This window comes from Aurantiacibacter xanthus, from assembly GCF_003584015.1.
GTDB classification, from domain to species: domain Bacteria; phylum Pseudomonadota; class Alphaproteobacteria; order Sphingomonadales; family Sphingomonadaceae; genus Alteraurantiacibacter; species Alteraurantiacibacter xanthus.
The window spans coordinates 1-24501 of sequence record NZ_QXFM01000093.1 but is presented as its reverse complement, the minus strand read 5'-3'; the positions used below and the strand labels follow the sequence as shown (position 1 = coordinate 24501).

General features: G+C 66.0%; 27 protein-coding genes. 21 read left to right on the top strand and 6 right to left on the bottom strand.

Annotated elements, in window-relative coordinates; translation table 11 throughout:
* Positions 1-92 precede the first annotated feature (92 nt).
* The gene (locus D2V17_RS10060; RefSeq protein WP_119592845.1) at positions 93-3050 is read right to left on the bottom strand and encodes a M16 family metallopeptidase; all 2958 of its coding nucleotides are present in this window, start codon (positions 3048-3050) and stop codon (positions 93-95) included.
* Positions 3051-3153: 103 nt separating this feature from the next.
* On the opposite strand from D2V17_RS10060, the gene D2V17_RS10055 reads away from it, so the two are divergent.
* From D2V17_RS10055 to D2V17_RS09990, 14 genes are all read left to right on the top strand, one after another.
* Complete coding sequence (locus tag D2V17_RS10055) at positions 3154-3735, top strand: NifU family protein (RefSeq protein ID WP_119592871.1); 582 nt, start codon at positions 3154-3156, stop codon at positions 3733-3735.
* Positions 3735-4337, top strand: a complete 603-nt coding sequence (locus D2V17_RS10050; RefSeq protein WP_119592844.1) for a malonic semialdehyde reductase — start codon at positions 3735-3737, stop codon at positions 4335-4337. Before D2V17_RS10055 ends, D2V17_RS10050 begins: the two co-directional genes overlap by 1 nt.
* 16 nt (positions 4338-4353) lie before the next feature.
* A complete protein-coding gene (gene tsaB / locus D2V17_RS10045; protein WP_119592843.1) occupies positions 4354-4977 on the top strand; it encodes a tRNA (adenosine(37)-N6)-threonylcarbamoyltransferase complex dimerization subunit type 1 TsaB in 624 nt (207 codons plus the stop codon).
* Positions 4974-5435 (top strand): GNAT family N-acetyltransferase, encoded by a 462-nt coding sequence (locus D2V17_RS10040; protein ID WP_119592842.1) that lies wholly within the window; start codon positions 4974-4976, stop codon positions 5433-5435. The genes tsaB and D2V17_RS10040 overlap by 4 nt, the downstream gene beginning before the upstream one ends.
* A gap of 163 nt (positions 5436-5598) precedes the next feature.
* On the top strand, positions 5599-6045 hold the full coding sequence (locus D2V17_RS10035) for a Ros/MucR family transcriptional regulator (RefSeq protein ID WP_119592841.1): 447 nt from the start codon (positions 5599-5601) through the stop codon (positions 6043-6045).
* A 101-nt stretch (positions 6046-6146) separates the two neighbouring features.
* Positions 6147-6575, top strand: coding sequence for a Fur family transcriptional regulator (locus D2V17_RS10030; RefSeq protein WP_119592840.1), 429 nt, complete (start codon positions 6147-6149; stop codon positions 6573-6575).
* 14 nt (positions 6576-6589) lie between these two features.
* Positions 6590-7459, top strand: coding sequence for a lysophospholipid acyltransferase family protein (locus tag D2V17_RS10025; protein WP_245978661.1), 870 nt, complete (start codon positions 6590-6592; stop codon positions 7457-7459).
* A 41-nt stretch (positions 7460-7500) separates the two neighbouring features.
* Positions 7501-8844 carry a tRNA (N6-isopentenyl adenosine(37)-C2)-methylthiotransferase MiaB gene (miaB, locus tag D2V17_RS10020; protein ID WP_119592839.1) on the top strand — a complete coding sequence of 448 codons (1344 nt, stop codon included), beginning with the start codon at positions 7501-7503 and terminating at the stop codon, positions 8842-8844.
* Complete coding sequence (locus tag D2V17_RS10015; protein ID WP_119592838.1) at positions 8841-9434, top strand: DUF3885 domain-containing protein; 594 nt, start codon at positions 8841-8843, stop codon at positions 9432-9434. The genes miaB and D2V17_RS10015 overlap by 4 nt, the downstream gene beginning before the upstream one ends.
* Before the next feature lie 125 nt (positions 9435-9559).
* Entirely contained in the window at positions 9560-10603 is a 1044-nt protein-coding gene (locus D2V17_RS10010; protein ID WP_119592837.1) for a PhoH family protein, read from the top strand.
* A 113-nt stretch (positions 10604-10716) separates the two neighbouring features.
* Positions 10717-11205: an rRNA maturation RNase YbeY gene (ybeY, locus tag D2V17_RS10005; RefSeq protein WP_119592836.1), complete on the top strand. Its 489-nt coding sequence runs from the start codon at positions 10717-10719 to the stop codon at positions 11203-11205.
* A gap of 23 nt (positions 11206-11228) precedes the next feature.
* Complete coding sequence (locus D2V17_RS10000) at positions 11229-12164, top strand: CBS domain-containing protein (protein WP_119592835.1); 936 nt, start codon at positions 11229-11231, stop codon at positions 12162-12164.
* 95 nt (positions 12165-12259) lie between these two features.
* The gene (locus tag D2V17_RS09995; RefSeq protein WP_119592834.1) at positions 12260-13138 is read left to right on the top strand and encodes a LysR family transcriptional regulator; all 879 of its coding nucleotides are present in this window, start codon (positions 12260-12262) and stop codon (positions 13136-13138) included.
* Between the two features lie 74 nt (positions 13139-13212).
* Positions 13213-14205, top strand: a complete 993-nt coding sequence (locus tag D2V17_RS09990; RefSeq protein WP_119592833.1) for a nuclear transport factor 2 family protein — start codon at positions 13213-13215, stop codon at positions 14203-14205.
* 80 nt (positions 14206-14285) lie between these two features.
* Here D2V17_RS09990 and D2V17_RS09985 read toward each other — a convergent pair whose 3' ends face one another.
* Positions 14286-14750 carry a peptidylprolyl isomerase gene (locus D2V17_RS09985; RefSeq protein ID WP_119592832.1) on the bottom strand — a complete coding sequence of 155 codons (465 nt, stop codon included), beginning with the start codon at positions 14748-14750 and terminating at the stop codon, positions 14286-14288.
* 133 nt (positions 14751-14883) lie between these two features.
* Here D2V17_RS09985 and mgtE point away from each other — a divergent pair, with 133 nt between their 5' ends.
* Together mgtE and D2V17_RS09975 are read left to right on the top strand one after the other, a co-directional pair.
* Entirely contained in the window at positions 14884-16299 is a 1416-nt protein-coding gene (gene mgtE / locus D2V17_RS09980) for a magnesium transporter (protein WP_119592831.1), read from the top strand.
* A gap of 119 nt (positions 16300-16418) precedes the next feature.
* Positions 16419-16814, top strand: coding sequence for a DUF1489 family protein (locus D2V17_RS09975; RefSeq protein ID WP_119592830.1), 396 nt, complete (start codon positions 16419-16421; stop codon positions 16812-16814).
* A gap of 154 nt (positions 16815-16968) precedes the next feature.
* Here D2V17_RS09975 and D2V17_RS09970 read toward each other — a convergent pair whose 3' ends face one another.
* From D2V17_RS09970 to D2V17_RS09960, 3 genes are read right to left on the bottom strand one after another with little or no spacing between them, the layout of a single operon-like run.
* Positions 16969-17649 carry a DsbA family oxidoreductase gene (locus D2V17_RS09970; RefSeq protein ID WP_119592829.1) on the bottom strand — a complete coding sequence of 227 codons (681 nt, stop codon included), beginning with the start codon at positions 17647-17649 and terminating at the stop codon, positions 16969-16971.
* Positions 17649-18521: an NAD(+) diphosphatase gene (gene nudC / locus D2V17_RS09965; RefSeq protein ID WP_119592828.1), complete on the bottom strand. Its 873-nt coding sequence runs from the start codon at positions 18519-18521 to the stop codon at positions 17649-17651. The genes D2V17_RS09970 and nudC overlap by 1 nt, the downstream gene beginning before the upstream one ends.
* The gene (locus D2V17_RS09960) at positions 18518-19816 is read right to left on the bottom strand and encodes a serine hydrolase domain-containing protein (protein WP_245978660.1); all 1299 of its coding nucleotides are present in this window, start codon (positions 19814-19816) and stop codon (positions 18518-18520) included. Before D2V17_RS09960 ends, nudC begins: the two co-directional genes overlap by 4 nt.
* Before the next feature lie 143 nt (positions 19817-19959).
* On the opposite strand from D2V17_RS09960, the gene D2V17_RS09955 reads away from it, so the two are divergent.
* Positions 19960-20181 carry a hypothetical protein gene (locus tag D2V17_RS09955; RefSeq protein ID WP_119592826.1) on the top strand — a complete coding sequence of 74 codons (222 nt, stop codon included), beginning with the start codon at positions 19960-19962 and terminating at the stop codon, positions 20179-20181.
* Here D2V17_RS09955 and D2V17_RS09950 read toward each other — a convergent pair.
* Positions 20178-21206 carry an A/G-specific adenine glycosylase gene (locus D2V17_RS09950; RefSeq protein WP_119592825.1) on the bottom strand — a complete coding sequence of 343 codons (1029 nt, stop codon included), beginning with the start codon at positions 21204-21206 and terminating at the stop codon, positions 20178-20180. The genes D2V17_RS09955 and D2V17_RS09950 overlap by 4 nt on opposite strands.
* Positions 21207-21235: 29 nt before the next feature.
* Between D2V17_RS09950 and D2V17_RS09945 the strand changes: the two genes are divergently transcribed.
* The 4 genes from D2V17_RS09945 to D2V17_RS09930 form a co-directional block, all read left to right on the top strand.
* Positions 21236-21796 (top strand): DUF721 domain-containing protein, encoded by a 561-nt coding sequence (locus tag D2V17_RS09945; RefSeq protein ID WP_119592869.1) that lies wholly within the window; start codon positions 21236-21238, stop codon positions 21794-21796.
* Positions 21796-22470, top strand: coding sequence for a thioredoxin domain-containing protein (locus tag D2V17_RS09940; protein WP_119592824.1), 675 nt, complete (start codon positions 21796-21798; stop codon positions 22468-22470). The genes D2V17_RS09945 and D2V17_RS09940 overlap by 1 nt, the downstream gene beginning before the upstream one ends.
* A 133-nt stretch (positions 22471-22603) precedes the next feature.
* On the top strand, positions 22604-23362 hold the full coding sequence (locus tag D2V17_RS09935; protein WP_119592823.1) for a thioredoxin domain-containing protein: 759 nt from the start codon (positions 22604-22606) through the stop codon (positions 23360-23362).
* Between the two features lie 26 nt (positions 23363-23388).
* Positions 23389-24501, top strand: a 1113-nt coding sequence (locus D2V17_RS09930) for an AAA family ATPase (RefSeq protein WP_147367342.1), incomplete at its 3' end; no start/stop codon positions are given.

Sequence of the window (24501 nt, the reverse complement as noted above, 5' to 3'; positions counted from 1 at the left end):
ACGCGGTGGCAAAGGTTACATGCGATACGACGGGCCGCTGACACCGCAAATATGCGATGACTGTAAGCGGCCCGCTCGCTCGTGCCCTGCCCTCAGCGCCCCGCAGGCGCGGCGGAGGGGGCGGCCGTGGCGGGCATCACCGCCACCTTGAACCCGCCGTGGCCGACCAGATACCGCTCGGCCAGCGCCTGGATTTCCTCGGGCGTCGCCTCGGCATAGTCGCTCCACAGGGTGTTGAGCGCCATCAGCCGCTGCGGATCGAAGGTCGCGCCCTCCAACTGGTTGAGCCAGAAGGTGTGCCCGGTCTGCGCACGGCTGATATACTGCTTCATCGGCTCGACCACGCGCGCCAGTTCGTCGGCGGTCGGGCCGTTGGCGGCGAGATCGGCGGCGATGGACTGCGCTTCCTCGAAGAAGCCGGGCACCTGTGCCGGTTCGATCTGCACCAGCGCGAAGATCATGCCGCCGGTCTGCACATCCTTGGGCCAGGTCGAGTTGACGATCGGCGAATAGGCCGCGCCCATCCGTTCGCGCAGGTTGTCGAGCAGGCGGATCGAGAAGATCTGCCCCAGCAGGTCGAGCTTGCGGCTCTGCGACAGGCCAGCCGAGCCACCGCCGGTCGGCCAGGCGATGACCGCCGCGGCCTGATCGGCGTCGCCGCCGTGCGTAAGCACCAGCGGCTCCGCATTGGCGGCGGGGAAGCTGACCGGACGGCTGGCGACCTCGTCCGGCAGCGCCGGACGCGGAGCCAGCGCGCCGAAGGTGCGCGACAGCGCCGCCACCGTCGCCTCGCGGTCGATATCGCCGAACACGTCGACCTCGACCGGGCCCTGCGCGAGCAGACGCTCCCACACGGCGCGGAACTGCTCGGGCGTCACATCGGCGATGGCCGCCGGGTCAGCCGTGGCAAAACGCGGATCGCGGTTGCGCAGCAGCCAGTCGAGATCGCGGTTGAGCACGCCCGAGGGATCGGCACCATAGCTGGCATAGGCAAGCCGCGCGCTGGCCTTGGCGCGGGCGAGCGGAGCCTCGTCCCAGCTCGGCATCGCGAGCTTGGCCGCGAACAGATAGAGCTGGTCGGCAAGGTCTTCCTGCCGGGTCGCCCCCTCGAACACGAAGGTGCCATCGTCGATGCGGAACTGGAACCCGAGCTTGCGGCCCGAGGCCAGCTTGTCGAGATCGTTCTGCCTCAGCGGGCCGATGCCCGAATTGATCAGCGCCACCTGCCCGAGTTGGGCATAGGCCGCCTCATCATCGTTGAAGCCGCGCCAGCCTGCGCCGAAACGAACCCGCACCGTCACCCGGCCCGGCTCGTTATCGCGCGAGAACAGCATCGCCCGCACACCGTTGTCGAAGGCCAGCGCCTCGGTGTCGAACACGCCAAGCTCGGCGCGCTGCGCCGGCGGCGCGGGCTCGCCAATGGCGGGCAGATCGGCAAAGTCGATCGACGAGCCATCGTCGCGCGCCACGTCGCTGGCCGCGACCGGCGCGGCCAGCGCGGCGCGCAGTTCGTCGGCGGTGGCTTCGCCCTGCTCAGGGGTGAGCATGATCGCGCGCACCACGTCGCCTTCGAACAGACCGCGCGTGGCCTGCAACAGCTGATCGGGCGTGAAGCGGTCCTTCATCGAGCGGAACACGTCGAGGAAGGTCTGCGGCGAGGCGACGGCCTCGCGGATTTCCACCGCGCCCACCAGGGTATCGGCAAGCTGGCTGCCTGCCTGAATGCGCGCCTGCTCCACGCCGTTCACGAAGGCGATGTCGAAATCGGCGACCACCCGGTCGATCTCGGCCTGGCTCGGCGGTTCGGCGAGTGCATCGGCGATCACGCTGCGCACGTCGGTCAACGCGGCCTCCCAGTCCTCATCGAGCGGAGCAAGCGCGACATAGGTGCCATCGACCGAGCGCGCGACCTTCTGCTGCGAGACCTGCGCATAGAGATAGTGTCCACCCGCCCGCGCGCGATTTTCCAGCCGCCGGTTGACGATGCCCGCCGCCAGTTGATTGAGCAGCACGCCGCGGTTGTATTCGATGTTGTCGGTCACCTCGACCCAGGGGCGCATGATCGCATAGTTGACCGCCCGCGCCTGCCCCGGCTCGACGATCACGGTAGCCTCGCCCACCGGCACGCCGTCAGCTCCCGGCAGCGCATTGGCGGGGGCAACCGGGTCGCCGAAATCGGGTGCCTCGGCGGGCTTTCCCGCCACCTTCCAGTCCTTGAATTCGCGCTCGATCATCGCGGCCAGCACCTGCGGGTCGGCATCGGCCACCAGCACCACCACGGCATTTTCAGGGCGATACCAGCGATCATGGAACGCGCGCACGCTTTGCTCGGTGGCGCCCTGCAAGGTGGCGAGCGTGCCAATCGGGTTGCGCACCGACAGCCGCTGTCCGGCAAAGAAAGTGCTTTGCGTGGCCTCGCCGATGCGGCGGTTCGCGCCAGCGCCATCGCGCATTTCGGCAAGCACGATCGGCAGGTCGGCCGTGAGGTTGTCCTTGCTGAGCGTCGGCGCCTGAATCATGCCAGCGAACAGCCGCACGCTGTCCGACAGCTTGGCGCGGTCGGCATTGGGCAGGTCGAGCTTGTAGACCGTCTGCGTCGGGCCGGTCGAGGCATTGGTATCGGCCCCGAGGCTCGCGCCGAGGCGCTGGAAATAGGGAATCGCCTCGCCCGGACCGAAATCGCGCGACTGGCGGAAGGTCATGTGTTCGAGCAGGTGGGCAAAGCCGCGCTCGCTGTCCTCTTCGTTGAGCGAACCGGCATCGATGGCAACCCGGAAACTGGCCTGACACGGCGGCACGCCGTTCTGGCGCACGGCATAGCGCACACCGTTGGGCAGCTCGCCCATCAGCCATTCGTCGTCGATCGGAATATCGGTGCCGCGAAAGATCCATGGATCGTCCGGGCGCGCGTATTGGGGAGTATCTTCGCCGGGATTCGCGCGAATCGTACAGTAGGCCCCGGCCTGGGCTTGGGCCGCCGCAGGGGCGATCAGCGGGGCGACAAAGGCAAACGGGGCGAGAGCGCGGACGCAGCGCAGAAGAATGCTCATGGCGTGCACCTAGACGACAAACGGATGAAGGGACAGTGAATGCGACCGGCTCGCTATTGCGCAGTCCCTTGTCGCCGCCATGGCCTGCCCCTACATCCACCCCATGTTTATCGAGACCGAAACCACGCCCAACCCCGCCACGCTCAAGTTCCTGCCCGGACGCGCGGTGATGCCCTCCGGAACACGCGACTTCGCCAGCCCCGAGGATGCCGAAGCCTCGCCGCTGGCCGCAGCCCTGTTCGATTCGGGCGACGTGACCGGTGTGTTCTTCGGGTCGGACTTCGTTTCCGTCACCGCCGCGCCGGGTGCCGACTGGTCGGCGCTGAAGCCGCAGGTGGTGGCCGTGCTGCTCGACCATTTCGTGAGCCAGGCCCCGCTGTTCACCGGCGGCGATGCCAGCGGCTTCACCGTCCCCGCTGAGGACGAGGCCGAGATGCTCGGCGATGACGAGGGCACCGAAGACGTGGTCGCGCAGATCAAGGAGCTGATCGAGACCCGCGTGCGCCCTGCCGTGGCGGGCGATGGCGGCGATATCCGCTACCGCGGCTTCCGCGGCGGTGTGGTCTACCTCCAGATGCAGGGCGCCTGTTCGGGCTGTCCCAGCTCGACCGCGACGCTCAAGCACGGCATCGAAGGCCTGCTCAAGCACTACGTACCCGAAGTCACCGAGGTTCGGGCCGCCTGATGCACGAACCGCTCTCTGATGCAGCGCTCGACCAGCTGTTCCGCGAGGCGCGCACCTGTCAGTGGTTCGATGGCCGCGATGTGACCGACAGCCAGCTGGCCGCGATCTGGGACCTGATGAAGATGGGCCCGACCTCGATGAACCAGCTCCCCGCCCGGATCGTCTGGTGCAAGTCGGATGAGGCCAAGGCCCGCCTTGCCAGCCATGCTGCCGAGGGCAACGTCGAGAAGATCAGGCAGGCCCCGGTCTGCGCGATCATCGCCATGGACGAGGAGTTCCACGAGCACCTGCCGCGCTTCGCCCCGCATATGGACGATGCCAGGGCCGTGTTCGCGGGCGAGGAAAAGCGCGCGATGCGCAAGACCTCGGCCTTCCGCAACGGCACCTTGCAGGGCGGCTATTTCATCATGGCAGCGCGGGCACAGGGGCTCGATTGCGGGCCGATGTCCGGGTTCAACAATGCCGCCGTCGATGCCGACTTCTTCGCCGAGGAACCGGGCTGGAAAAGCAATTTCATCTGCTCGGTCGGCTATGGCGACCCGGAAAAAGTGTTCCCCAGAGCGCCTCGCCCTGCATTCGAGGACTTCAATCGTCTGCTGTAATCCGTAAGAAGAGCAGGTGACTACCTTAGCGATAGACTGCGCGACCGAGGCCTGTTCGGTCGCCCTGTTCGACGATGGCGCGCTGGTCGATGGCCGGTTCGCGGCGATCGGGCGCGGCCATGCCGAACGGCTGGTGCCGATGATTGCCGAACTGCCCGATAAGGGCCGCGCCACGCGGATTGTCGTTTCGCTTGGTCCCGGCAGCTTTACCGGCGTACGCATCGGCCTTGCCGCCGCCCGCGCGCTGGGCCTTGCCTGGGGCGCCGATGTGCTTGGCTATCCGACGCTGACGCTGGTCGCCGCGATGGCGCGGACCGAACAGCCCGACAGCGGCATCACCGTCTGCATGAACGGCGGCCACGGCGAATGGTTCGTGCAGAACTTCGCCAGCAACGGCGAAGCGGAAGACGAGGTGCGCTCGCTTGCTCCGGCTGAAGCCGCCCTTGCCTGCCGCCATACCATTCTTGCCGGCAACCGCGCCGGTGCCCTCGCCGGGCAGACAGGCGACAGCCGGCAAGTACTCGACCTGCTGCCCGACGCCCGCGCCGCGCATCTGCTTGCGCCCGGCCAGCTCACCACCACGCTGGCGCCGATCTATGGCCGCGCGCCCGATGCGCGCCTGCCCCAAGCCAAGCCATGACCGACGATACGCTCGACGCCATCATGCACGTGATGGAACAGGCCTTCGACCCGGCCTACGGCGAAGCGTGGAACCGGCGGCAGGTGGGCGATGCCCTGACACTGGCCAACACACATTGCGTGATCGTCGGCGCGGATCCCGCCCGCCCTTGGCGCGATCCGCGCGATGCTGCAGGATTTGCCATGCTGCGAGAAGCCGTGGGTGAAGAAGAACTGCTGCTGCTCGCAGTATCGCCCGGGCACCGCCGCAAAGGCGTTGGTCGCCGCCTGCTCGAACAGGCGATGGCGCAGGCCCAGGCGCGCGGATCGGCGCATGTATTCCTTGAAATGCGCGATGGAAACCCGGCCGAGTTCCTGTATCGCGCCTTAGGTTTCGAACAGATCGGGCGCCGCCCTGGCTACTACCGCGGTGCCGTTGGCGGCCCGCTCGATGCGGTGACTTTCGCCAAACGCCTATAGCGGTGAAGCATAGAGTAAAGGTTTTCCGAATTACACGGGAACTCTACGCAAGACTTTCCTTTTCCATGACAACTCTACAAAAAGCTTGCATTTGTCGAGTTGTCAAATAAATTGGCAAGCCAGTGGTCGCAATCACTCCAAGGGTCGCAGAACCGAGGAATTTATGGATACAAATACTAACGAAAACCGTGAAATGCTCATTACGCTTGCCGCCGATATCGTGACCGCTCACGTAGCGAACAATTCGGTGGAAGTGAGTGACGTTCCGGTTTTGATCGAGACTGTATATGGCGCACTTGCCAAGCTCGGCGGCGAAACTGTTGAAGAAGCGAAGCCCGAGCCAGCCGTTTCGATCCGCGCCTCGATCAAGCCCGATTACCTCATCTGCCTCGAAGATGGCAAGAAGATGAAGATGTTGAAGCGTCACCTTAAAACCGCCTACAACATGACCCCGGAAGAATATCGCGAGCGCTGGAATCTGCCGGCTGACTATCCGATGGTCGCCCCGAACTATGCCGAAACCCGCCGCGAACTGGCGAAGAAGATCGGTCTTGGCCGCAAGCCCGGCCAGCGTCGGGGCCGTCGCAAGACCACCACGACAGCCTCCTGATCTGCTGCCGGACAAATTCCGGCATAGACTTGAGCACAACGCCCCGGCCCCCTATGGTCCGGGGCGTTTGCATTTTTGTCTGACTGAAAGAGGTCGCCCCCGTGCCCCAGACCATCGATCTCGAAGCCCTCTGCGCCGAGCGCGGCCTTCGTATTACCGACCAGCGCCGCGTGATCGCGAAGGTGCTGTCGGAAAGCTCCGACCATCCCGATGTCGAGGCGCTGCACGAGCGTGCCTCCGCCATCGATCCGAAGATCTCGATCGCCACGGTCTATCGCACCGTGCGCCTGTTCGAAGAGGCAGGCATCCTCGACCGGCACGACTTCGGCGATGGCCGCTCGCGCTATGAGCCTGTGCCCGAAGCGCACCACGATCACCTGATCGACGTCGAGACCGGCAAGGTGGTCGAATTCGTCGACCCCGAGCTGGAAGCGCTGCAGAAGCAGATTGCCGAGAAGCTGGGCTATCGCCTCGTCGATCACCGCATGGAGCTTTATGGCGTGCGGATCGACCGGGAAGACAAGGCCTAAGAGCGCCCGCGCGCATGCAGCCTGATCGCGCCGCCATCGCCGCCGGTGCGAAGCCGCATATATCGCCGCTCGGCTGGATGCGGATCGGGCTGCGCGCGGCAGGCCTGCTGCTGGCGCTGCTGGTCTGCGTGCCGCTGCATTACCTGTGGCGGATCACGGCCTATGGCTCGCCCTTCCCCAAGCTGTTTCTGGGCATCGCAGCGCGAATCTGCGGCGCGCGGGTGCAGCGCCACGGCACCGCCCTGCGGCGCGACGTGGTGTTCCTCGCCAACCACGTCTCGTGGATCGACATTCTGGCACTGGCCGGTGCGAGCGGCACCGCCTTCGTCGCCAAGGCCGAACTGCAGAAGGCTCCGGTGGTCGGCTGGCTCGCGGGGCTGAACCGCACCGTCTACGTCCAGCGTGAGGCGCGGATGGACGTGGCCGACCAGATCAACGCCGTGCGCGAGGCGCTGATGGACAACTGGTCGGTGACGATCTTTCCCGAAGGCACCACCACCGACGGACAATCGCTGCTGCCGTTCAAGACCTCGATGCTGAAGATGCTCGAACCGCCACCGCCCGGCGTCTATGTGCAGCCGGTCTTTATCGACTACGGCGCAATGGGCGAAGAGATCGGCTGGATCGGCGACGAATCGGGCGTGAACAATGCGCTGCGAATACTCGCCCGGCCCGGCTCGTTCCGGGTTGCGCTGCATTTCCTCGAACCCTTCGCGCCCGACGACCATGGCCGCGGCGGACGCAAGCTGATCGCGGCGAAAGCGCGCGACATGATCCAGGCCGAGCTGGTGCGCGCACTGGGCAAGCCGCCGCGCGAATTTGCCCACGAAGTCGCACCGATCCGCTACCAGCCCAAGCCCGCGCCCGACGATCCGCCGACCTGATCTTTCGCCGCAGGCAATTTTCCTGTATCGGCCCCCTTCTCATGAAACCGACCACCACACCAAAGACCTACCGGGTCAAGAGCTTCGGCTGTCAGATGAACGTCTACGACGGCGAGCGCATGGGCGAATTGCTCGAAGCACAAGGCATCACGCCCGCGCCCGAAGGCGAGGACGCCGACCTCGTCGTGCTCAACACCTGCCACATCCGCGAGAAGGCCACCGAGAAGGTCTATTCGGACATCGGCCGTCTGGTGAAGGCGGGCGAAGAGGCGGGCAGGAAGCCGATGATCGCGGTCGCAGGCTGCGTCGCCCAGGCCGAGGGCGAGGAGATCATGGCGCGCGCGCCGGCGGTGGGCATGGTGGTCGGCCCGCAGGCCTATCACCGGCTGGGCGACATGGTGAAGGACGCCGCCGCAGGCCGTCGCAGCACCGACACCGACATGCCCGAGGACGCCAAGTTCGCCGCGCTCCCCGCGCGCCGCAAGGTCGCCGCCAGCGCCTTCCTCACGGTGCAGGAGGGCTGCGACAAGTTCTGCACCTATTGCGTGGTGCCCTATACGCGCGGTGCGGAAATTTCCCGTCCTTACAGCGATTTGCTGCGCGAGGCGGAGAAGCTGGTCGAAGCGGGTGCGCGCGAGCTGACACTTCTCGGCCAGAACGTCAATGCGTGGAGCGGCGCGGACGACAAGGGCCGCGTCGTGGGCTTCGACGGGTTGATCCGCGCGCTCGCCGAACTGCCCGGCCTGCACCGCATTCGCTACACCACCAGCCACCCCAACGACATGACCGACGGCCTGATCGCCGCCCATGGCGAGATCGCAAAGCTGATGCCCTATCTGCATCTGCCGGTGCAATCAGGCTCGGACCGGGTGCTGAAGGCGATGAACCGCAGCCACACGGCGGAGAGCTATCTGAAGCTGCTCGACCGGTTCCGCGCGGTGCGGCCCGATATTGCGCTGTCGGGCGACTTCATCGTCGGCTTCCCCGGCGAGACCGAGGCCGAGTTTGCGGAGACCCTCGCGCTGGTGAACGAGGTCAAATATGCCGCCGCCTTCAGCTTCAAGTATTCGCCCCGCCCCGGTACCCCCGCCGCCAGCATGGACGGCCAGATCGCGCCCGAAGTAATGGACGAGCGGCTCCAGCGCTTGCAGGCCGCGCTCAACCGGCACCAGCTTGCCTTTAACGAGGCCTCTGTCGGCAAGACCTGTACGGTCCTGATCGAGCGCAAGGGCAAGCATCCGGGCCAGTGGCTCGGCAAATCGCCGTGGCTGCAATCGGTGTTCTTCGAAGGCGACTGCGCGATGGGCGATCTGGTCGAGGTCGAGCTGGTGCAGGCCGGGCCGAACTCGTTGGCGGGGCAATTAGTGACGAAGGTCCCGGCTTGAGCGATTTTCTTGCCCGACTTGAAGCCACCTTTGGCAATTGCCTGCCAGAGGCGCTGTTCTATAATTTCGACTTTTCGCTGCGGTTCGAGCTTTCGCAGAGGGGCGATTGGCCGACGCGCATTTTGCAAGCGTGCAGCCGCGCTCGCACAATCCTGGACAGTCTCCCGACCGCTGACGATGAGTGGGAGGTGGTGCTTGCCAGCTATGGCGAAGACTTTGCCTCTAGTCTTGCCGGATTCGCACCTGAGCTGCTCAACATCTACGGGTGTGAGAAAGAGGGTTTGCGCGTGCTCGGCGAGATTTACGTCGATGGCGAGTTTCAGAGAAGCCTTGTCACGCTAGATCCACCGCCATCGACAAGTGCCTGCCTGCTGGCTGCCGTTGCTGCCGATTGCCCCGCCCTCGTGAGCCCATTTCCAGCTTCGCCTTACCTCATAGATTGGCAGCGCGAGGTCATTGTCTGGCCCTACGATGATCGGGGAATGGATGTGGTGGCCACCTCCCGAGCAACCTTACAACCCATATACGACCGATTCCGACAGTGGTTGCTGGAAAGCGACCTTGCTCGAATGGATAGCACGTTCGCTTGAGCCCGTCCGGGCCTGAGCCACCGCTCAAGGCATTTCGATGACTTTCCACCGCCTTCCACAGGCGGCGCGCTTGCCAGCGCCCCGACTCTGCCTATCTTCGTAAGGACAAGCGAAGAAAGGACTCGATGGCCCGCAAAGCTCACCGTGGCACCAGTGCCGGACACGCTGCCGCGATCGCCCACCCCGAAGACCGCCGCGACGCCTCGCGCCGCGCCCGCCTCGAGGTGATTTTCGACGAACAGGCCGCGCTCGGCATGCTGTTCGGCGAATTCGACGCCAACCTCGTCCATATCGAGAACCGGCTCGGTGTGTTCATTGCCGCGCGCGGTGACCGGGTGGTGATCGAGGGCACCGAAGACGAAGTGGCGCGCGCGCGCGATGTTCTGTTGAAAATGCACGAGAAACTTCTGCAAGGCGAGGAAATGGACGCAGGCGCCATCGAAGCGCTGATCGCGATGAGCAACGAGCCGACGCTCGAAGGCATCATCACCGGCGATGCCAAGGCCCCGCCAATCATGATCCGTACCCGCAAGAAGACGATCACCCCGCGCAGCGCGATGCAGGGCGACTATATGCGCCAGCTCGCCAGCCGCGACATTATCTTCGCGCTTGGTCCGGCCGGCACCGGCAAGACCTATCTCGCGGTGGCGCAGGCGGTCAGCCAGTTGATCACCGGCTCGGTCCAGCGCCTGATCCTGAGCCGTCCGGCGGTGGAAGCGGGCGAAAAGCTCGGCTTCCTGCCCGGTGACATGAAGGACAAGGTCGATCCCTATCTGCGCCCGCTTTACGACGCGCTGTTCGACTGCATGCCGCCCGAACAGGTCGAGCGGCGGATCGCCAGCGGCGAGATCGAGATCGCGCCCATTGCCTTCATGCGCGGGCGCACCTTGGCCGATGCCTTCGTGATCCTCGACGAGGCGCAGAACACCACCCGCGAGCAGATGAAGATGTTCCTCACCCGTTTCGGCCAGAACAGCCGGATGGTGATCTGCGGCGACCCGCGCCAGGTCGACATCCCCGGCGGCGACCGCATGAGCGGCCTTGCCGATGCGGTCGAGCGGCTGGAAGGCGTCGAGGGCATGGGCGTCACCCGCTTCACCGCCGCCGACGTGGTGAGACACCCGATTGTCGGACGGATCGTCGAAGCCTACGAGGGGCCGAACGCCTAGACCTCACCCTGCCTCCCGTTCGCCCTGAGCTTGTCGAAGGGCCCCACTTGGTTCTAGGCGAGCGGTGAAGGAAAGCAGTCCTTCGACAGGCTCAGGACGAGCGGAGTTTCACCTTGGATTTGGAAATCGACATCGAAGGCTGGCCCGCAGGCCAATGGGAGGCGCTCGCCGAACGCGTGGCCGAGGCCGCCTGCGCCGTCGCGCCCGAACTCGCCAACCCGCGCCTTGTCGCCAGCCTGATCTTCACCTCCGACGAGGAAGTGCACGACCTCAACCGCGAATGGCGCCAGCGCGACAAGCCCACCAACGTGCTCTCGTTCCCGATGCTCGAGCGTGAGGATCTCATCCATCTCGATCCCGACGGCCCGCCCGAGATGCTCGGCGATCTCGCCCTCGCCCACGGCGTCTGCGCGCGCGAGGCGGCGGAAAAGGGCGTTCCGCTCGACCACCACGCCGCCCACCTGATCGTCCACGGGCTGCTCCATCTGGCCGGCCACGATCACGAGATTTCCGATGCCGACGCCGAGGAAATGGAGGCGCTCGAAGTGAAGGCGCTTGCACTTCTGGCCATTGCGGACCCATATGCAGCCGATCACCAATGACACAGGGACATGACGACAGGGCTATGCCCGAACCCGGACAAAGCGAGCAGTCTCCCAGCGGAGACGAAGACAGTAGTAGCAGTGGCGGCCTGTGGGGCGCGCTGCGATCACTATTCGACAACGGCGGTGACACCAGCCTGAGAGCCCAGATCGAAGAGGCTATCGACGATCACGAGGACGAGAACGGTCGGCGTTCTTCCGGCAACGGCGACCTCTCGGCGGTCGAACTGGTCATGCTCAGGAACCTCCTGCACTTCTCCGATCACGACGCCGACGATGTCGCCATCCCGCGTTCCGAGATCATCGCCCTGCCCGCCGAGGCAAGCTGGGACGAGATGGTCGCGCAGTTCGCCGAACATGGCGTGTCGCGCATGCCGGTCTACCGCGAGAAGCTCGACGATGTGATCGGCATGATGCACATCAAGGATGTGTTCTCCTATCTCGCCAGCGGCGCGGCCCCGCCCGCCGACTGGACCGCGATGATGCGCGAGCCGCTCTATGTTCCGCAATCGCGCGGCGCGCTCGACGTGCTCGCCGACATGCGCGCCAAGCGCACCCATCTCGCCATCGTGGTTGACGAATTCTCGGGCACCGACGGGATCATCACCATCGAAGATCTGGTCGAGGAGATCATCGGCGAGATCGAGGATGAGCACGACGATGAACGGGTCGAGCAGGTGGTGAAGCTCGAAGAAGGTCTGTGGGACTGCGATGCCCGCGCCGAACTCGACGACGTGGCCGAACTCGTGGGCGACCCGCGTCTCGCCGAGATCGAGGAATCTGTGGATACGCTGGGCGGCCTGGCCTTCATCCTCGCCGAACAGGTGCCACAGCCCGGCACCGTGCTGGAACACCCGAGTGGCTGGCAGATCGAGGTCACCGAGGGCGACGAGACCCACGTAACCCGGCTGCGCCTGCATGCGCCCGGCCCCGAGCACGATACGGCGAAAGAGGAATAGGCGTCGAGCCATCGTTCTCCATTGCATTAGGCAAAATGCTGCAAGTGCGATATTGGCTCGACCTGGGAGAGAATGAGCGGTTAAGAAGGGCCCCCATGCGTCGCCTGCCTCCTTTGCGCGCCCTCGAGGCGTTTGTTCGAACCGTGCGGCTTGGTTCCGCACGGGCGGCGGCGACCGAGCTTGGCCTCAGTCCGTCGGCCCTGTCGCGCCGGATTGCCAACCTCGAAGATTTCATCGGCCGCAAGATGTTCAGCCGCCAGGGCCAGACGATGCGGCTGACCGAAGAAGGCCGCCAGTTCTACGACAAGGTCTCGCCGCATCTCGAAGCGTTGGCGAACGCGGTTGAATCGCAATCGGAAAACCTGCAGCTGATGCGGCTGCGGCTGGGCGTGACCCCGCTGTTCGGCACGCAGCGGCTGTTCCCGCGCCTGCCCGAGCTGCGCCGCCTGCACCCGCGCCTGCACCTCGATATCGACACCAGCCCCAACCAGCTCGCCCGCGTCGGCGATACGCTCGACGCGGTGATCGGTCTGATCAACGAGCCGGACCCGTCGTTCCACTCGGTCAAGCTGGATCAGAACACGATCCACGCCATCGCCAACAGCGATCTGGTAGCCGAAATCGGCAGCGAGCCTGACGAGAAGGTGCTGAGCGAACAGACCTTCCTCGTCCACACCGACATGCATCTGAGCTTCGAGGCGTGGAAGACGGCCATCGGCATGCCGAACCTGCAACCGATGGCAATCGACCATTACGATTCGGGCCAGTTGATCCTCGAAGCCGCCGCGCAGGGGCTCGGCATCGCGGTGATGCACGACGACCACCTCGCCCGCAACAATGACCCCCGGCTGGCCAAGCTTTACGATATCGTGGTGCCGAGCCCCTATTCCTATTGCTTCATCTGCCGACCGGCCGACCTTGCGCTACGCCCGGTGCGGCTGTTTCACGACTGGCTCGTCGGAGCCGGGCTCTAGGCGGCAAGCAAAACCCTTTCGAAACATAACGAAATCGGGCAGGATCGCCGTCACAGTTCGAAAGGGGAGAGACCATGAAACTGAAGACCGCCTTGCTGGCAGCAGCCCTCGGGCTTGCCGCCACGCCGATTGCCGCGCAGGCACAGATGCGCGCCCTGTCCGATCCGGTGGTGCCGCACCCCGATCCCGAAAGCCTGTTCACCAGCAGCGATCCGCTGCTTCACCGCAACAAGCAGGCCGCGTTGCACATCCAGCGCAACCTGCTGAAGTGCAACGAATGGAGCCGCGCGGGCGAATGGCTGACCGATGCCTATATCCAGCACAACCCGGTCGCCGCATCGGGGCTCGAAGGGGTGATCTACTATTTCACCCAGGTCGCCAAGCGCCCGCCGCTTGACCCGTGCCCGGCGCTGTCGGCGGAAGATCCGAACGGCGTTGTCGCGGTGCAGGCCGAGGGCGACTATGTGACGATCCTCACCCGCCGGATCGTGCCCTATGCCGACGATCCCTCGCAGAGCTACACCACCACCTGGTTCGACACCTGGCGCTTCGTCGATGGCAAGGCCGACGAGCACTGGGACCCGGCCACCCTGCCCACCGCCGCGCCGCCGCAGGCCGCCACGCTCACGCCCGAGGCCGCCGCGCAGCAACTGGTCGACCGCAGCGCGATCGAGCAGCTGATGTGGGACTATGTCCGCGCAATCGACACCTGGAATGCCGATGCCTATGCCGGGGTCTTCACCGAGAACGGCGCTTTCGGTCAGACCAAAGGCCGCGAGGCCCTGCATGAGATGGTCACCGGCATGGCCGCCGGCCGGGCCGAGCGCGCCGCCAAGGGCGAGGCCGTGCCGCCGCTGCATCACGTGATGAGCAACCAGACGATCACGTTCGCCAGCCCCACCCGCGCGGTGGTCCGCTACTACTGGCAGACGGTCTCGCGCGGTTCGCCGGGTGGCCCGCGCCCTGAAATGCTGGCGCAAGGCTGGGGCCGCGACGACGTGGTCAAGCAGGACGACAAGTGGCTGATCGAGAACCGCAACGTTGCTCCCGACGCCGAAACCGACTGAGCGCCAGCCTATTCGCACAAACAAAAAGGGGCGCCCCGCGAGGCGCCCCTTTTCTATCTATACCGCCAGTGGCGATCAGATCAGGCGACGGTCGCCTTGACGATCACACCCGGCGCGCGCGGCGGCTCACCCACGGGCAGCGCATCGACATGCTCCATGCCTTCGATCACCTCGCCCCAGACCGTGTACTGGCGGTCGAGGAAGCGGGCGTCGTCGTTGCAGATGAAGAACTGCGAGTTGGCCGAGTTCGGATCGTTGGTGCGCGCCATCGAGCATACGCCGCGCTTGTGCGGAGCGTCGGAGAACTCCTGATCGAGGTTCGGCTTGTCCGAGCCCGACATGCCGGTGCCGGTCGGGTCGCCGCCCTGGGCCATGAAGTTGGGGATCACGCGGTGGAACACCACGCCATCGTAGAAGCCTTCCTTGGCCAGTTCGGTGATGCGCGCGACATGGTTGGGCGCAAGGTCGCTGCGCAGCTTGATCTTGACGTCGCCGCCTTTTCCATCGCCGCAGTCGAGCGTGAAGGTGAGCGTTTCTTCGGACATGCAGATATCTCCTCTTGGATCTTGCGGGCCGATATAGGGGCGCTGTTCGCAATGTCACCCGGTGTTTGGCCGCCGGGCGCAATACCGCGAAGGGTTGCTTGCTTTTGCGTTGCACTGCAATAGATCGGCCCCGATGGCCGAATCCGAACTACTCGATCCCGAAAACACCGCGCCGGCGCGCGAGGAGGGAGAACAGTTCGACGAAGAAAACCGGCTGAAGCCCGAATTCGTGCGCGAAGTGCGCGATGCGCTGGCCGAGAAGGACGAGTCGGCCGCCTACGAGCTGGTCGAGCCGCTGCACCCGGCCGACATCGCCGACCTGCTCGAACTGCTCGCACCCGAAGAGCGCCGCGCGCTCGCCAGCGCCATCACCGACCTGATGACAGTCGAGGTGGTGGCGGAACTCAACGACTATGTCCGCGACGACATGGTCGAGGCCCTGCCCGCCGCCGCCGTCGCCATTATCGCCGAGCAGCTCGACACCGACGACGCGGTGCAGCTGATCGAGGATCTCGACGACGCCGACCAGCAGGCGATTCTGGCCGAGCTTGACCCGGAAGACCGCGCCGCCATCGAAAGCGCGCTCGCCTACGAGGACGAGACCGCCGGCCGCCTGATGCAGCGCGAGCTGGTCGCCGTGCCCGAGCACCTGACGGTGGGCGACCTGATCGACTACATGCGCGACAACGAGGACTTGCCGACCGAGTTCTGGGAAGTGTTCGTGGTCGATCACCGGATGCGGCCCGTGGGCACCTGCCAGCTGTCATGGATTCTGCGCTCGCCGCGCCATATCCCGCTGACCGACGTGATGAAGCGCGACCAGACACTGATCCCGGTTGATATGGATCAGGAAGAAGTTGCCCTAAGGTTCCAGAAATACGCACTTATCTCGGCGGCCGTGGTCGATGAAAGTGGGCGGCTGGTCGGCCAGATGACGGTCGACGACGTGGTCCACATCATTCAGGAAGAGGCCGGCGAAGACGCCCTGCTGATGAGCGGTGCAGGCGAAGGCGACATCAACGAGCCGATCCGCGATGCCTATTCGGCGCGCGTGCGCTGGCTGATCGCGAACCTTGGCACGGCGCTGATCGCGAGCCTGATCATCGCTGCCTTCGGCTCTGCTATCGAGAAGCTGGTCGCGCTGGCGGTGCTGATGCCGATCGTCGCCTCGATCGGCGGCAATGCCGGTACGCAGACCATGGCCGTGACCGTGCGCGCTATTGCCACCAACCAGCTGACCCAGTCGAACACCGCGCGCATCCTGTGGCGCGAGACGCGCGTGGCGCTGCTCAACGGCGCGACCGTGGCGGCGCTGATCGGGATCGCGACGGGGCTGATCTTTACCCCGCAGCTCGGCATGGTGATCTGCGCGGCGGTGGTTATCAATATCGTCACTGCGGGGCTGGCGGGTGTGCTGGTGCCGGTGGTGTTCGAGCGGCTCGATCAGGACCCGGCGGTGGCATCGAGCGTGTTCGTGACGATGATCACCGATTCGATGGGCTTCTTCGCGTTCCTCGGGCTGGCGGTGGCGGCGGGCTTGGCGGGCTGAGGCCTGCCCGGGCGTCCTTCGAGGAGCCGAAGCCGAAGGCTGAATACCCGTCTCGAAGGATCAGGTCTCGAAGAACCGCCCCTCTCGCAACTCCCGCAACAAGTGCCTATCTTTCCCTCATGCCGCTGCACATGACCAAGATCGCCTATCGCGCCCAGTCCATGCGCGATCTGGAAAGCTGGTTCGCTGGCCCGAGCCCCGACCGCCGCCTGCGCACCCGTTATCTGCCCAAGCGGCACGAAGAGATGAAGGGCGGCTCGCTCTACTGGATTTACGACCGCGCGATGGTGGCCCGCTCCGCCATTCTCGGCTTCGAGGAGCGGCCCGACGGGCACTGGGACATCGTGCTCGAAAACCGGCTCCACATGGTCCACCCCAAGGCCAAGCGCGCGCATCAGGGCTGGCGCTATCTCGCCGACGAAGACGCGCCGAAGGATCTCGTCGAGGGCGAGGTCGCGGGCGATGTGCTGCCCGGAAAGCTGGTCAGCGAACTGAGCAAGCTCGGGCTGGTCTAGCTCAGGAAAACATGCAACGATTCGCAAAGCCCTTCCCCTGTGGGGAAGGGTTGGGATGGGGGTTCCGCGCCAGCGAGCGTCGAGCCCCCACCCCCAGCCCCTCCCCAGGGGGAGGGGAGCAAGGTGGATCGGCACAATGCCGTCAGACTCTGGCTCAGGCCATGGCCTCCATGCTGGCGATCTTCACCAGCGCCTGAGCATATTGCTCGGGCGGCGAGGCGCCTTGCAGGATATATTTGTTCGCCACCACCATAGTCGGGACCGAGGTGATCTGGTTCTGCGCCGCGCGCTGCTCTTCCAGCCGCACCGCTTCGGACAAAGCCGGATCATCGAGCGCCTCGGCCGCAGCGGCCCGGTCGAACCCTTGCGCCTCGGCGATGTCGAGCAGCACCGCGCGATCTGAAATGTTCTGGCGCAACTGGAAGTAGGCCCGGAACAGCGCCTGCTTGAGCGCCACTTGCCGCGCCGGTTCCGCCACAGTCAGCGCCCAACGCAGCAGCTTGTGCGCATCGTGGCTGTTCCACACCATCAGCACTGGCTCTTCGCCCTCGCCCTGCCAGGTCATCGGGAAGCCCGCCTCTTCGCCCGCCTGCTCGACATGGCGGCGCATTTGCAGAACGTCCGCCGGGCTCTTGTTGTAGGCTTTGGCGAGCAGGTCGATCTGGTTGTGACCCTCCGGCGGCATCCCGGGGTTCAGCTCGAAAGGCATGAAGCGGATCGTGACATCAAGCTCACCCTTGAGGCTTTCCACCGCGCTCAGGAACTGCGCTGTGCCGATGGCGCACCACGGGCACACCACATCGGACCACACATCGACCGTAATATCGTCTGCCATCAGCCTCGCTCCAGCCACCAGTTGAGAAGGTGCCAGGCAATAGCCGTGGCCGGCGGCGGAAGGAAAGGCTTGTCTGCCTCGGGCACGGCGCGGTCCATGGCCGTAGCCACCTCGGCGCGGGTGAACCAGCGCGCGTCGGCAATCTCGGTTGCATCGATGGTGAGGTCGCGCCCCTGGGCCCTGCCGTGGCAGCCAAGCATCAGCTGGCTCGGAAACGGCCAAGGCTGGCTCGCAATATAACTCACGTCGGTGACGACAACACCGACCTCTTCCAGCACCTCGCGCGAAACGGCCTGCTCGACGCTCTCGCCCGGCTCGACAAACCCCGCCAGCGCGGAATAGCGCCGCTCGGGAAAGTTCAGCCCGCGCCCCAACAGCAGGTCGCCCTCGTGCTCGACCAGCATGATCGCAACCGGGTCGGTGCGCGGGAAATGCTGAGCGTCGCAGGCAGTGCAATTGCGCTGCCAGCCGCCCTTGGCAAGCTCGGTCGAGGCACCGCAATTTGCGCAGAAGCGGTGGCGAGCATGCCAGTCGACGAGGCTGCGCGCGCCGCCGTAGATGGCCAACTCCTGCGCCGGGAGCAGCGACAGGGCGTCCCATGCCGGGCGTTGCTGGTAGGCGGGGCGGGTATCGCCCGTGGCCGGAACGGGGGCGAACAGCGGTGCATCGCCGTCAAGTCCGAGGAAGACGACCTCGGCGGCATCATCCAATGCCCCCCATGTCAGCGCGTTATCGGCACCAAGCACCGGGCTCAACCCATCCATCGCCAGCAATCGCGCCAGCGGCGAAGCGCGCAGCCCGGCCAGGCGCGCGGGATCGGCGCGGGCGTGGTCGTCGCGGTTCAGGCCGTGCCCGCAGAAGGCGAGATTCATCGCTGCATGGCCGCCGCGTCCGCCGCCACAGCCTGCGGGAAGGCGTTCTGCATTTCCATGTCGGCCGGCATGTATTGCGTCATGAAGGTCTGCCGCAGCCCTGCCTTCATATTGACAAGCCCCGCCGTGCCCGCCGCGCCGAACCAGCCGAACAGCCCCTCGGCCTCGCCCATGCCGACAAGGCCCGCCGCGCCGAACCCGAAGGCGCGGCCGCCGCTGGAAAAGCCGCCATCGGGCGCGAGCGTGTCGGGAAACAGGTTGCTGGTCGCGAGCCGCACCGCCGGTTCGCTCATCACCCGGCGGCCCTCGATCTCGCCGAAGCCCGCCAGCATCATCAGGAACCGGTCATAGTCGCGCGGCGACGAGACAAGCCCCGCCCCGCCGAACGGAAAGGCCGGCTGGTTGAGATAGACCGAGCTGTCGGGCAGATCGATCGGCATCGGCTCACCGTCCAACACGAAATAGTTGGCGGTCAACCGCGCCTTTTCGCTTGCCGGCACGCGAAACCAGGTGCTCGACATGTCGCAGGGGTCGAAGATGCGCTCCTGCAGGAAGGCGTCGAAGCTCTTGCCGCTGACGACTTCGATCACCCGCCCCATCAGGTCGAGACCGACCGAATAGGACCAGTGTGTGCCCGGCTGGTAGACCAGCGGCATCCTGGCGAGGCCATCGGCAAAGGCCTCAAGGCTCGACGCGGGCGGGCTGTTGAGGCCGCCCGGCACATCCACCAGCCGCGACACCTGCGCCGGGTTCAGCCCGTTTTCGGCATAGGCCTGTGCCAGCGGGCCCTGCTGCACGATCGAATAACCCAGACCCGCCGTATGCGTGAGCAGGTGACGGATCGTAATCGGGCGCACGGCGGGTTCGAGATTGTCCTCGGTGATCGGCCCGTCGTAAACCTTCTGCACCTTCATCTCCGCGAAGGCGGGCAGGATCTCGGCCACCGGCTGATCCAGCGACAGCTGGCCGTCGTCGATCAGCATGATCGCGGCCATGCCGGTGATCGGCTTGGTCATCGAGTATATGCGATAGAGGCTGTCGGCATTGGCGCGCAGGCCGCTGGTGAAGGTGGTGTCACCCTGCCCCAGATACTGCGGCGGGTTCTGACCCCAGCCGAGCGCGACGACCGCGTTGGGTGACCTGCCCGACGCCACGAAATCGCTCAGCAACCGAGCCACGCGCGGCCATTGCCCGCTGGTATTTTGCGCCATGGCGACCTGTCCGAACGGCAGCCCCCCGGCGAGCGCCCCCGCGCCGAGCACAGCGCCGCTCCGCAGCAGCGAACGGCGGGACATATCGAATTGTGCGGCTGACCAGACCATTGCGAAGCTCCTCTTGCAGGCGAGTTCTGTGCGATGGGTAAGCCGCCCCGGCGCAGGCGGCAAGCGTGAACACCGAAGTGCTTGAACGACCGCAGTGTGTTAGCTATCTAAGACACATGTTCAATCTGATTTCGATCCTGATCGGCCTCGTATCGCTGGTTATCGTCGTTCCCTCGCAGATCCCGCTGCTGGGCTGGGGCAACTGGGTGGCCTTGCCGCTCGTGGTGGTGGGCATCGCCTTTGGCGCGCTCTCGAGCAGCAACGGCGGGCGCAACTTCTGCCTGATCATCTTTGCCATCGCCGTGGTGCGGCTGATGCTGGGCGGCGGCGTAGTCTAGCGCTCCGCCAGCGCCAAAGCGGCAGCCTTGGCGAACAACGTCGGCAGGCCCGCTTCGTCGAGCCGGTCAAGCGGCCACCATTCGCCATCCCCTGCGGGGACAGGCTTCGCGCCAGCATGGACCGCGAGCCCCATCTCAAGATGAAAATGCGTGAAGCTGTGGCGGACCACACCGCCCGCGCGCCATGCCCCGGCCACCGGTGCCACGCCCGAACCATCGCCGCGCGCCGACCAGCCGTCGTCGGGCAGCGCGCGCATGCCGCCGAGCATCCCCTTGCCCGGTCGCTGGACGAGCCAGACGGCTCCGTCGCGCTCGATCCAGAAGGCCGTGCCCGCGCGCGTAGGCTTGGCCTTTTTCGCCGCTTTCACCGGCAATCGCACGGGATCGCCCGCCTCCCGCGCAGCGCAGATCGCCTGCCATGGGCAGAGCAGACATTGCGCATCCCGGGCCCGGCATAGCGAACTGCCGAGGTCCATCATGGCTTGCGCAAAATCGCCTGCGCGCCGCTCGGGCGTGATGGTGTCGAGCGCGGCGCGGATTGCCTTTTTGGCACCGGGCAAAGGCTCCTCGATTGCGAACAGCCGGGCGATCACCCGCTCGACATTGGCGTCGACCACCAGCGCGCGCCGCTCGAAGGCAATCGCGGCGATCGCAGCGGCGGTGTAGTCGCCCAGCCCCGGCAGCTTGCGCAGCTCCGCCTCGGTGGTCGGGAAACCGCCAGAGCGCGACAGCTCGCGCGCCGCCTTCACCAGATTGCGCGCCCGCGAATAGTAACCGAGCCCCGCCCAGGCCGCCATCACCTCGTCCTCGGGCGCGGCGGCGAGCGCGGCGACATCCGGCCAGCGGGTGGTGAACTTCTCGAAATAGGGAATGACGGCGGCAACGGTGGTCTGCTGCAGCATCACCTCCGACAGCCATACATGATAGGGATCGGGGAGAGGCGCACCGGGCCGTGCGCGCCACGGCAGATCGCGGGCGTGACGGTCGTACCAGTCGAGAAGGAGGTCGGCAGCCCTATCGCGCATCGGCTTGCTATGGCATGACCCGCGCGATCATGGAACGCGACGACCCTCCCAAACCCGGTAAAACTACGGGTAGAAGTGGCAAAAAGCCCGCTCCCCGCGCCTATCAGCGCCCGCGTGGCGGCCCGGCGCGACAGGTGGCGGACCTCGTGCCGCAGATCGGCCGCGCCGCCTTCCGCCGCTTCGGCTTCGTGCAAAGCTCGGTCGTCACGCGCTGGCACGAGATCGTGGGCGAACACCACGCCAAGGTCTGCGCGCCCGAGAGCATCCGCTTCCCGCCCGGAGAGAAAGCCGAGGGGATGCTCAACCTCGTGGTCGCGCCGGGCCACGCGCCGCTGATCCAGCACGTGATCCCCGAGATCATCGAGCGGGTAAACCGGTTCTTCGGCTACCGTGCGGTCGCGCGGGTGAAGATGCGGCAAGGCCAGGTTCAGCAGCCCTCTGCTCAGGCCGCGCGGGGTGGCCCACCATCGCTCAAGCCGATTCCGATGGAATTGGGCGACAGCCTGCGCGATATCGGCGACCCTGAATTGCGCACCGTGCTCGAATCGCTGGCACGCAGCTTCGGATCGGAAGAGGACGAGACAAAGTGATGAAACATGCTCTGATTGCGCCCATGATCGTGGCCGGTGCCATGGTGGCGAGCGCGCCCGCCGCCGCGCAGGACTGGACCGCTCAGGTCACCCCCACCGAGCGCGGCTATCTGATCGGCAATCCCGATGCGCCCGTCCAGCTCATCACCTTCGTCAGCTACACTTGCCCCGCCTGCATGCACTTCGAGCAGCAGGCCGATGCCGAGCTGAAGGCCACCTATATCCACGATGGCGGCACCGCAGTCGAAGTGCGCTCGGCGATCCGCAACATCGTCGATCTGTCGGCAACGCTGCTCACCACCTGCGGGCCGCCTGACCGTTTCCTCGCCAATCATGAGGCCTTCTTCGCCACGCAGGACGAATGGCTCGCCAAGGCCCGCGCCACCACTCCTGAACAGCAGGAACGCTGGCGTAGTGGCGGTCTCGGCGAGCAAATGAAGGCGATCGCCAGCGACCTGGGCTTTTACCCGATGATGGAAGCGCGCGGCTACGCCACCGCAGAAATCGACGCCTGCCTTGCCGACGAAGAGCGCGCGGTCGCAATCGCAAACAACTCGGAAGCCAACCACACCGACTTCCCCTACCCCGGCACGCCGAGCTTCGTGGTCAACGGCACGCTGCTCAATGATGTTCACTCATGGGCGGCGCTCAAGCCTTCCCTCAGATCCGAATAGCCATGGCCCGCGCGGCGTGGATAACCCTGTGCAAAAACTGCGTTGCCGGGCCGATCTGCGCGTTCTGGCGATTTGACAGGCCAGCCCCCGACACTAGCTTCTTTCCTTGCATCCGAAACGGGAACCCAATTCGATGACCAAACCGAGCCTATTCTTCCGCGCCGCGCTGGCCCTGCCGCTGGCCCTGCTGATCGCCTCCTGCGGCGATGAGGCGACTGACGCAACCTCGCTCGAAGGTGAGCCGGTCGCGGCGGTAGAGGCGCCCGACGGCTCCAGCTGGAACCAGACCGTCGCCCGCACCGACAAGGGCGGCTGGCTGGTCGGCAACCCCGAAGCTCCGGTCAAGCTGGTCGAATATGGCTCGCTGACCTGCCCGGCCTGCGCCGCCTTCTCGGTCGACGGCTCGGCCCAGTTGCACGAGAAATATATCGAAAGCGGCCGCGTCAGCTACGAGTTCCGCTCGGTTCTGATCCACGGCATCGCCGACCTGCTGCTCACGCGCATGATCAGCTGCGCGCCGAAGGAAGCCGCCGTGCCGCTGGCGGATCAGGTCTGGGCCAACCTCGAAGGTGTGCTCAGCGGGTTTCAGAACAACCAGGCCGCACTCGAACAGGCGATGAACCTGCCCGACGATCAGCGCTATGTCGCCATGGCACAGGCCAGCGGTGTGACCGATTTCTTCGCCGCGCGCGGGATCAGCACCGAGCAGACGCAGGCCTGCATGGCCGATTCCGCCGCGATCGAGGCGCTCGCCGAAAGCACGCAGGCCGCCGCCACGGAAGACAAGGTCAACTCGACCCCGACCTTCTTCCTCAACGGGCAGGAACTGCAGGACCGCAACTGGGTGAGCATCGAACCGGCGCTGCAACGCGCCGGCGCGCGCGACAAGTAAGCGCGAGGGGCGCGGGCGCGGCGGGCATGGAAATCCGCAAGCTCAGGCTGAGCGGTTTCAAGAGCTTCGTCGAGCCTGCCGAACTGCGTATCGAGCCGGGGCTGACGGGTGTCGTCGGCCCCAACGGTTGCGGCAAATCGAACCTGCTCGAAGCGATCCGCTGGGTTATGGGCGAGAACTCGCCCAAGTCCATGCGCTCGGGCGGGATGGAAGACGTTATCTTCGCTGGCACCGAAGCGCGCCCGCCGCGCGACTTTGCCGAAGTGGTGCTCGATGCGCGTGACGACGCGGGCGAAGAGTTGGTCGTCACCCGCCGGATCGAGCGCGGCGCGGGCAGCGCCTACCGCGTGAACGGGCGCGACGTGCGCGCGAAGGATGTGGCGCTGGTCTTCGCCGATGCCGCGACCGGGGCGCATTCGCCCGCGCTCGTCTCGCAAGGCAAGATCGCGCAGGTGATCGCGGCCAAGCCCGCCGAGCGGCGGATGATGCTGGAGGAGGCGGCGGGCATCGCCGGGCTCCACGTGCGGCGGCGCGATGCCGAGAACAAGCTGCGCAGCACCGAGAAGAACCTTGAGCGCCTGTCCGACCTGATGGCCGGGCTGGACAGCCAGATCGCCAGCCTGCGCCGACAGGCCCGGCAGGCCGAGCGCTATCGCGAGCTGAGCGACCAGATCCGCGTCGCCGAGGCGCGCCTGCTCTATGCCCGCTGGCGTGACGCGGCTGCTGCTGCCGAGGCTGCGCGCAAGGAGGCAAGCGCCGCCGATGCCCGCGTGGGCGAGACGCAGGCCGCCACAGCCGAAGCCGAGAAGCAGCAGCGCGAGCTGGCGGAGAAGCTCGTCGAACTGCGCGACGAACTGGCCGACCGGCGCGACGATGCCAGCGCGCACGGCCACCGCATGGCCGCGCTCTCGACCCAGCTCGAAGCCGCCGAGCAGCGGCTCGCAGACCTCGACCGGCAGCAGCAGCGGCTGGAGGAAGACCGCTTCGACGCCGACCGCATGACCCGCGATGCGGCCGAGGCATTGAAGCGGCTGGAAGCCGAGCTGGCAGCCGGCGAGAAGGCGCTGGCGGCGGATGAAGAGCGCCGCCCCGCCTTCGCCCGCGATGTCGAGCGGACCGAAAGCGCGGGCCGCGCCGCC

Excerpts from the sequence above, each read along its gene's own strand:
- D2V17_RS10060 (WP_119592845.1), bottom strand. The coding sequence starts at position 3,050 with ATGAGCATTCTTCTGCGCTGCGTCCGCGCTCTCGCCCCGTTTGCCTTT.
- D2V17_RS10055 (WP_119592871.1), top strand. The coding sequence starts at position 3,154 with ATGTTTATCGAGACCGAAACCACGCCCAACCCCGCCACGCTCAAGTTC.
- D2V17_RS10050 (WP_119592844.1), top strand. The coding sequence starts at position 3,735 with ATGCACGAACCGCTCTCTGATGCAGCGCTCGACCAGCTGTTCCGCGAG.
- D2V17_RS10040 (WP_119592842.1), top strand. The coding sequence starts at position 4,974 with ATGACCGACGATACGCTCGACGCCATCATGCACGTGATGGAACAGGCC.
- D2V17_RS10035 (WP_119592841.1), top strand. The coding sequence starts at position 5,599 with ATGGATACAAATACTAACGAAAACCGTGAAATGCTCATTACGCTTGCC.
- D2V17_RS10025 (WP_245978661.1), top strand. The coding sequence starts at position 6,590 with ATGCAGCCTGATCGCGCCGCCATCGCCGCCGGTGCGAAGCCGCATATA.
- miaB (WP_119592839.1), top strand. The coding sequence starts at position 7,501 with ATGAAACCGACCACCACACCAAAGACCTACCGGGTCAAGAGCTTCGGC.
- D2V17_RS10010 (WP_119592837.1), top strand. The coding sequence starts at position 9,560 with ATGGCCCGCAAAGCTCACCGTGGCACCAGTGCCGGACACGCTGCCGCG.
- D2V17_RS10000 (WP_119592835.1), top strand. The coding sequence starts at position 11,229 with ATGCCCGAACCCGGACAAAGCGAGCAGTCTCCCAGCGGAGACGAAGAC.
- D2V17_RS09995 (WP_119592834.1), top strand. The coding sequence starts at position 12,260 with ATGCGTCGCCTGCCTCCTTTGCGCGCCCTCGAGGCGTTTGTTCGAACC.
- D2V17_RS09990 (WP_119592833.1), top strand. The coding sequence starts at position 13,213 with ATGAAACTGAAGACCGCCTTGCTGGCAGCAGCCCTCGGGCTTGCCGCC.
- D2V17_RS09985 (WP_119592832.1), bottom strand. The coding sequence starts at position 14,750 with ATGTCCGAAGAAACGCTCACCTTCACGCTCGACTGCGGCGATGGAAAA.
- mgtE (WP_119592831.1), top strand. The coding sequence starts at position 14,884 with ATGGCCGAATCCGAACTACTCGATCCCGAAAACACCGCGCCGGCGCGC.
- D2V17_RS09975 (WP_119592830.1), top strand. The coding sequence starts at position 16,419 with ATGCCGCTGCACATGACCAAGATCGCCTATCGCGCCCAGTCCATGCGC.
- D2V17_RS09970 (WP_119592829.1), bottom strand. The coding sequence starts at position 17,649 with ATGGCAGACGATATTACGGTCGATGTGTGGTCCGATGTGGTGTGCCCG.
- nudC (WP_119592828.1), bottom strand. The coding sequence starts at position 18,521 with ATGAATCTCGCCTTCTGCGGGCACGGCCTGAACCGCGACGACCACGCC.
- D2V17_RS09960 (WP_245978660.1), bottom strand. The coding sequence starts at position 19,816 with ATGTCCCGCCGTTCGCTGCTGCGGAGCGGCGCTGTGCTCGGCGCGGGG.
- D2V17_RS09955 (WP_119592826.1), top strand. The coding sequence starts at position 19,960 with ATGTTCAATCTGATTTCGATCCTGATCGGCCTCGTATCGCTGGTTATC.
- D2V17_RS09950 (WP_119592825.1), bottom strand. The coding sequence starts at position 21,206 with ATGCGCGATAGGGCTGCCGACCTCCTTCTCGACTGGTACGACCGTCAC.
- D2V17_RS09945 (WP_119592869.1), top strand. The coding sequence starts at position 21,236 with ATGGAACGCGACGACCCTCCCAAACCCGGTAAAACTACGGGTAGAAGT.
- D2V17_RS09940 (WP_119592824.1), top strand. The coding sequence starts at position 21,796 with ATGAAACATGCTCTGATTGCGCCCATGATCGTGGCCGGTGCCATGGTG.
- D2V17_RS09935 (WP_119592823.1), top strand. The coding sequence starts at position 22,604 with ATGACCAAACCGAGCCTATTCTTCCGCGCCGCGCTGGCCCTGCCGCTG.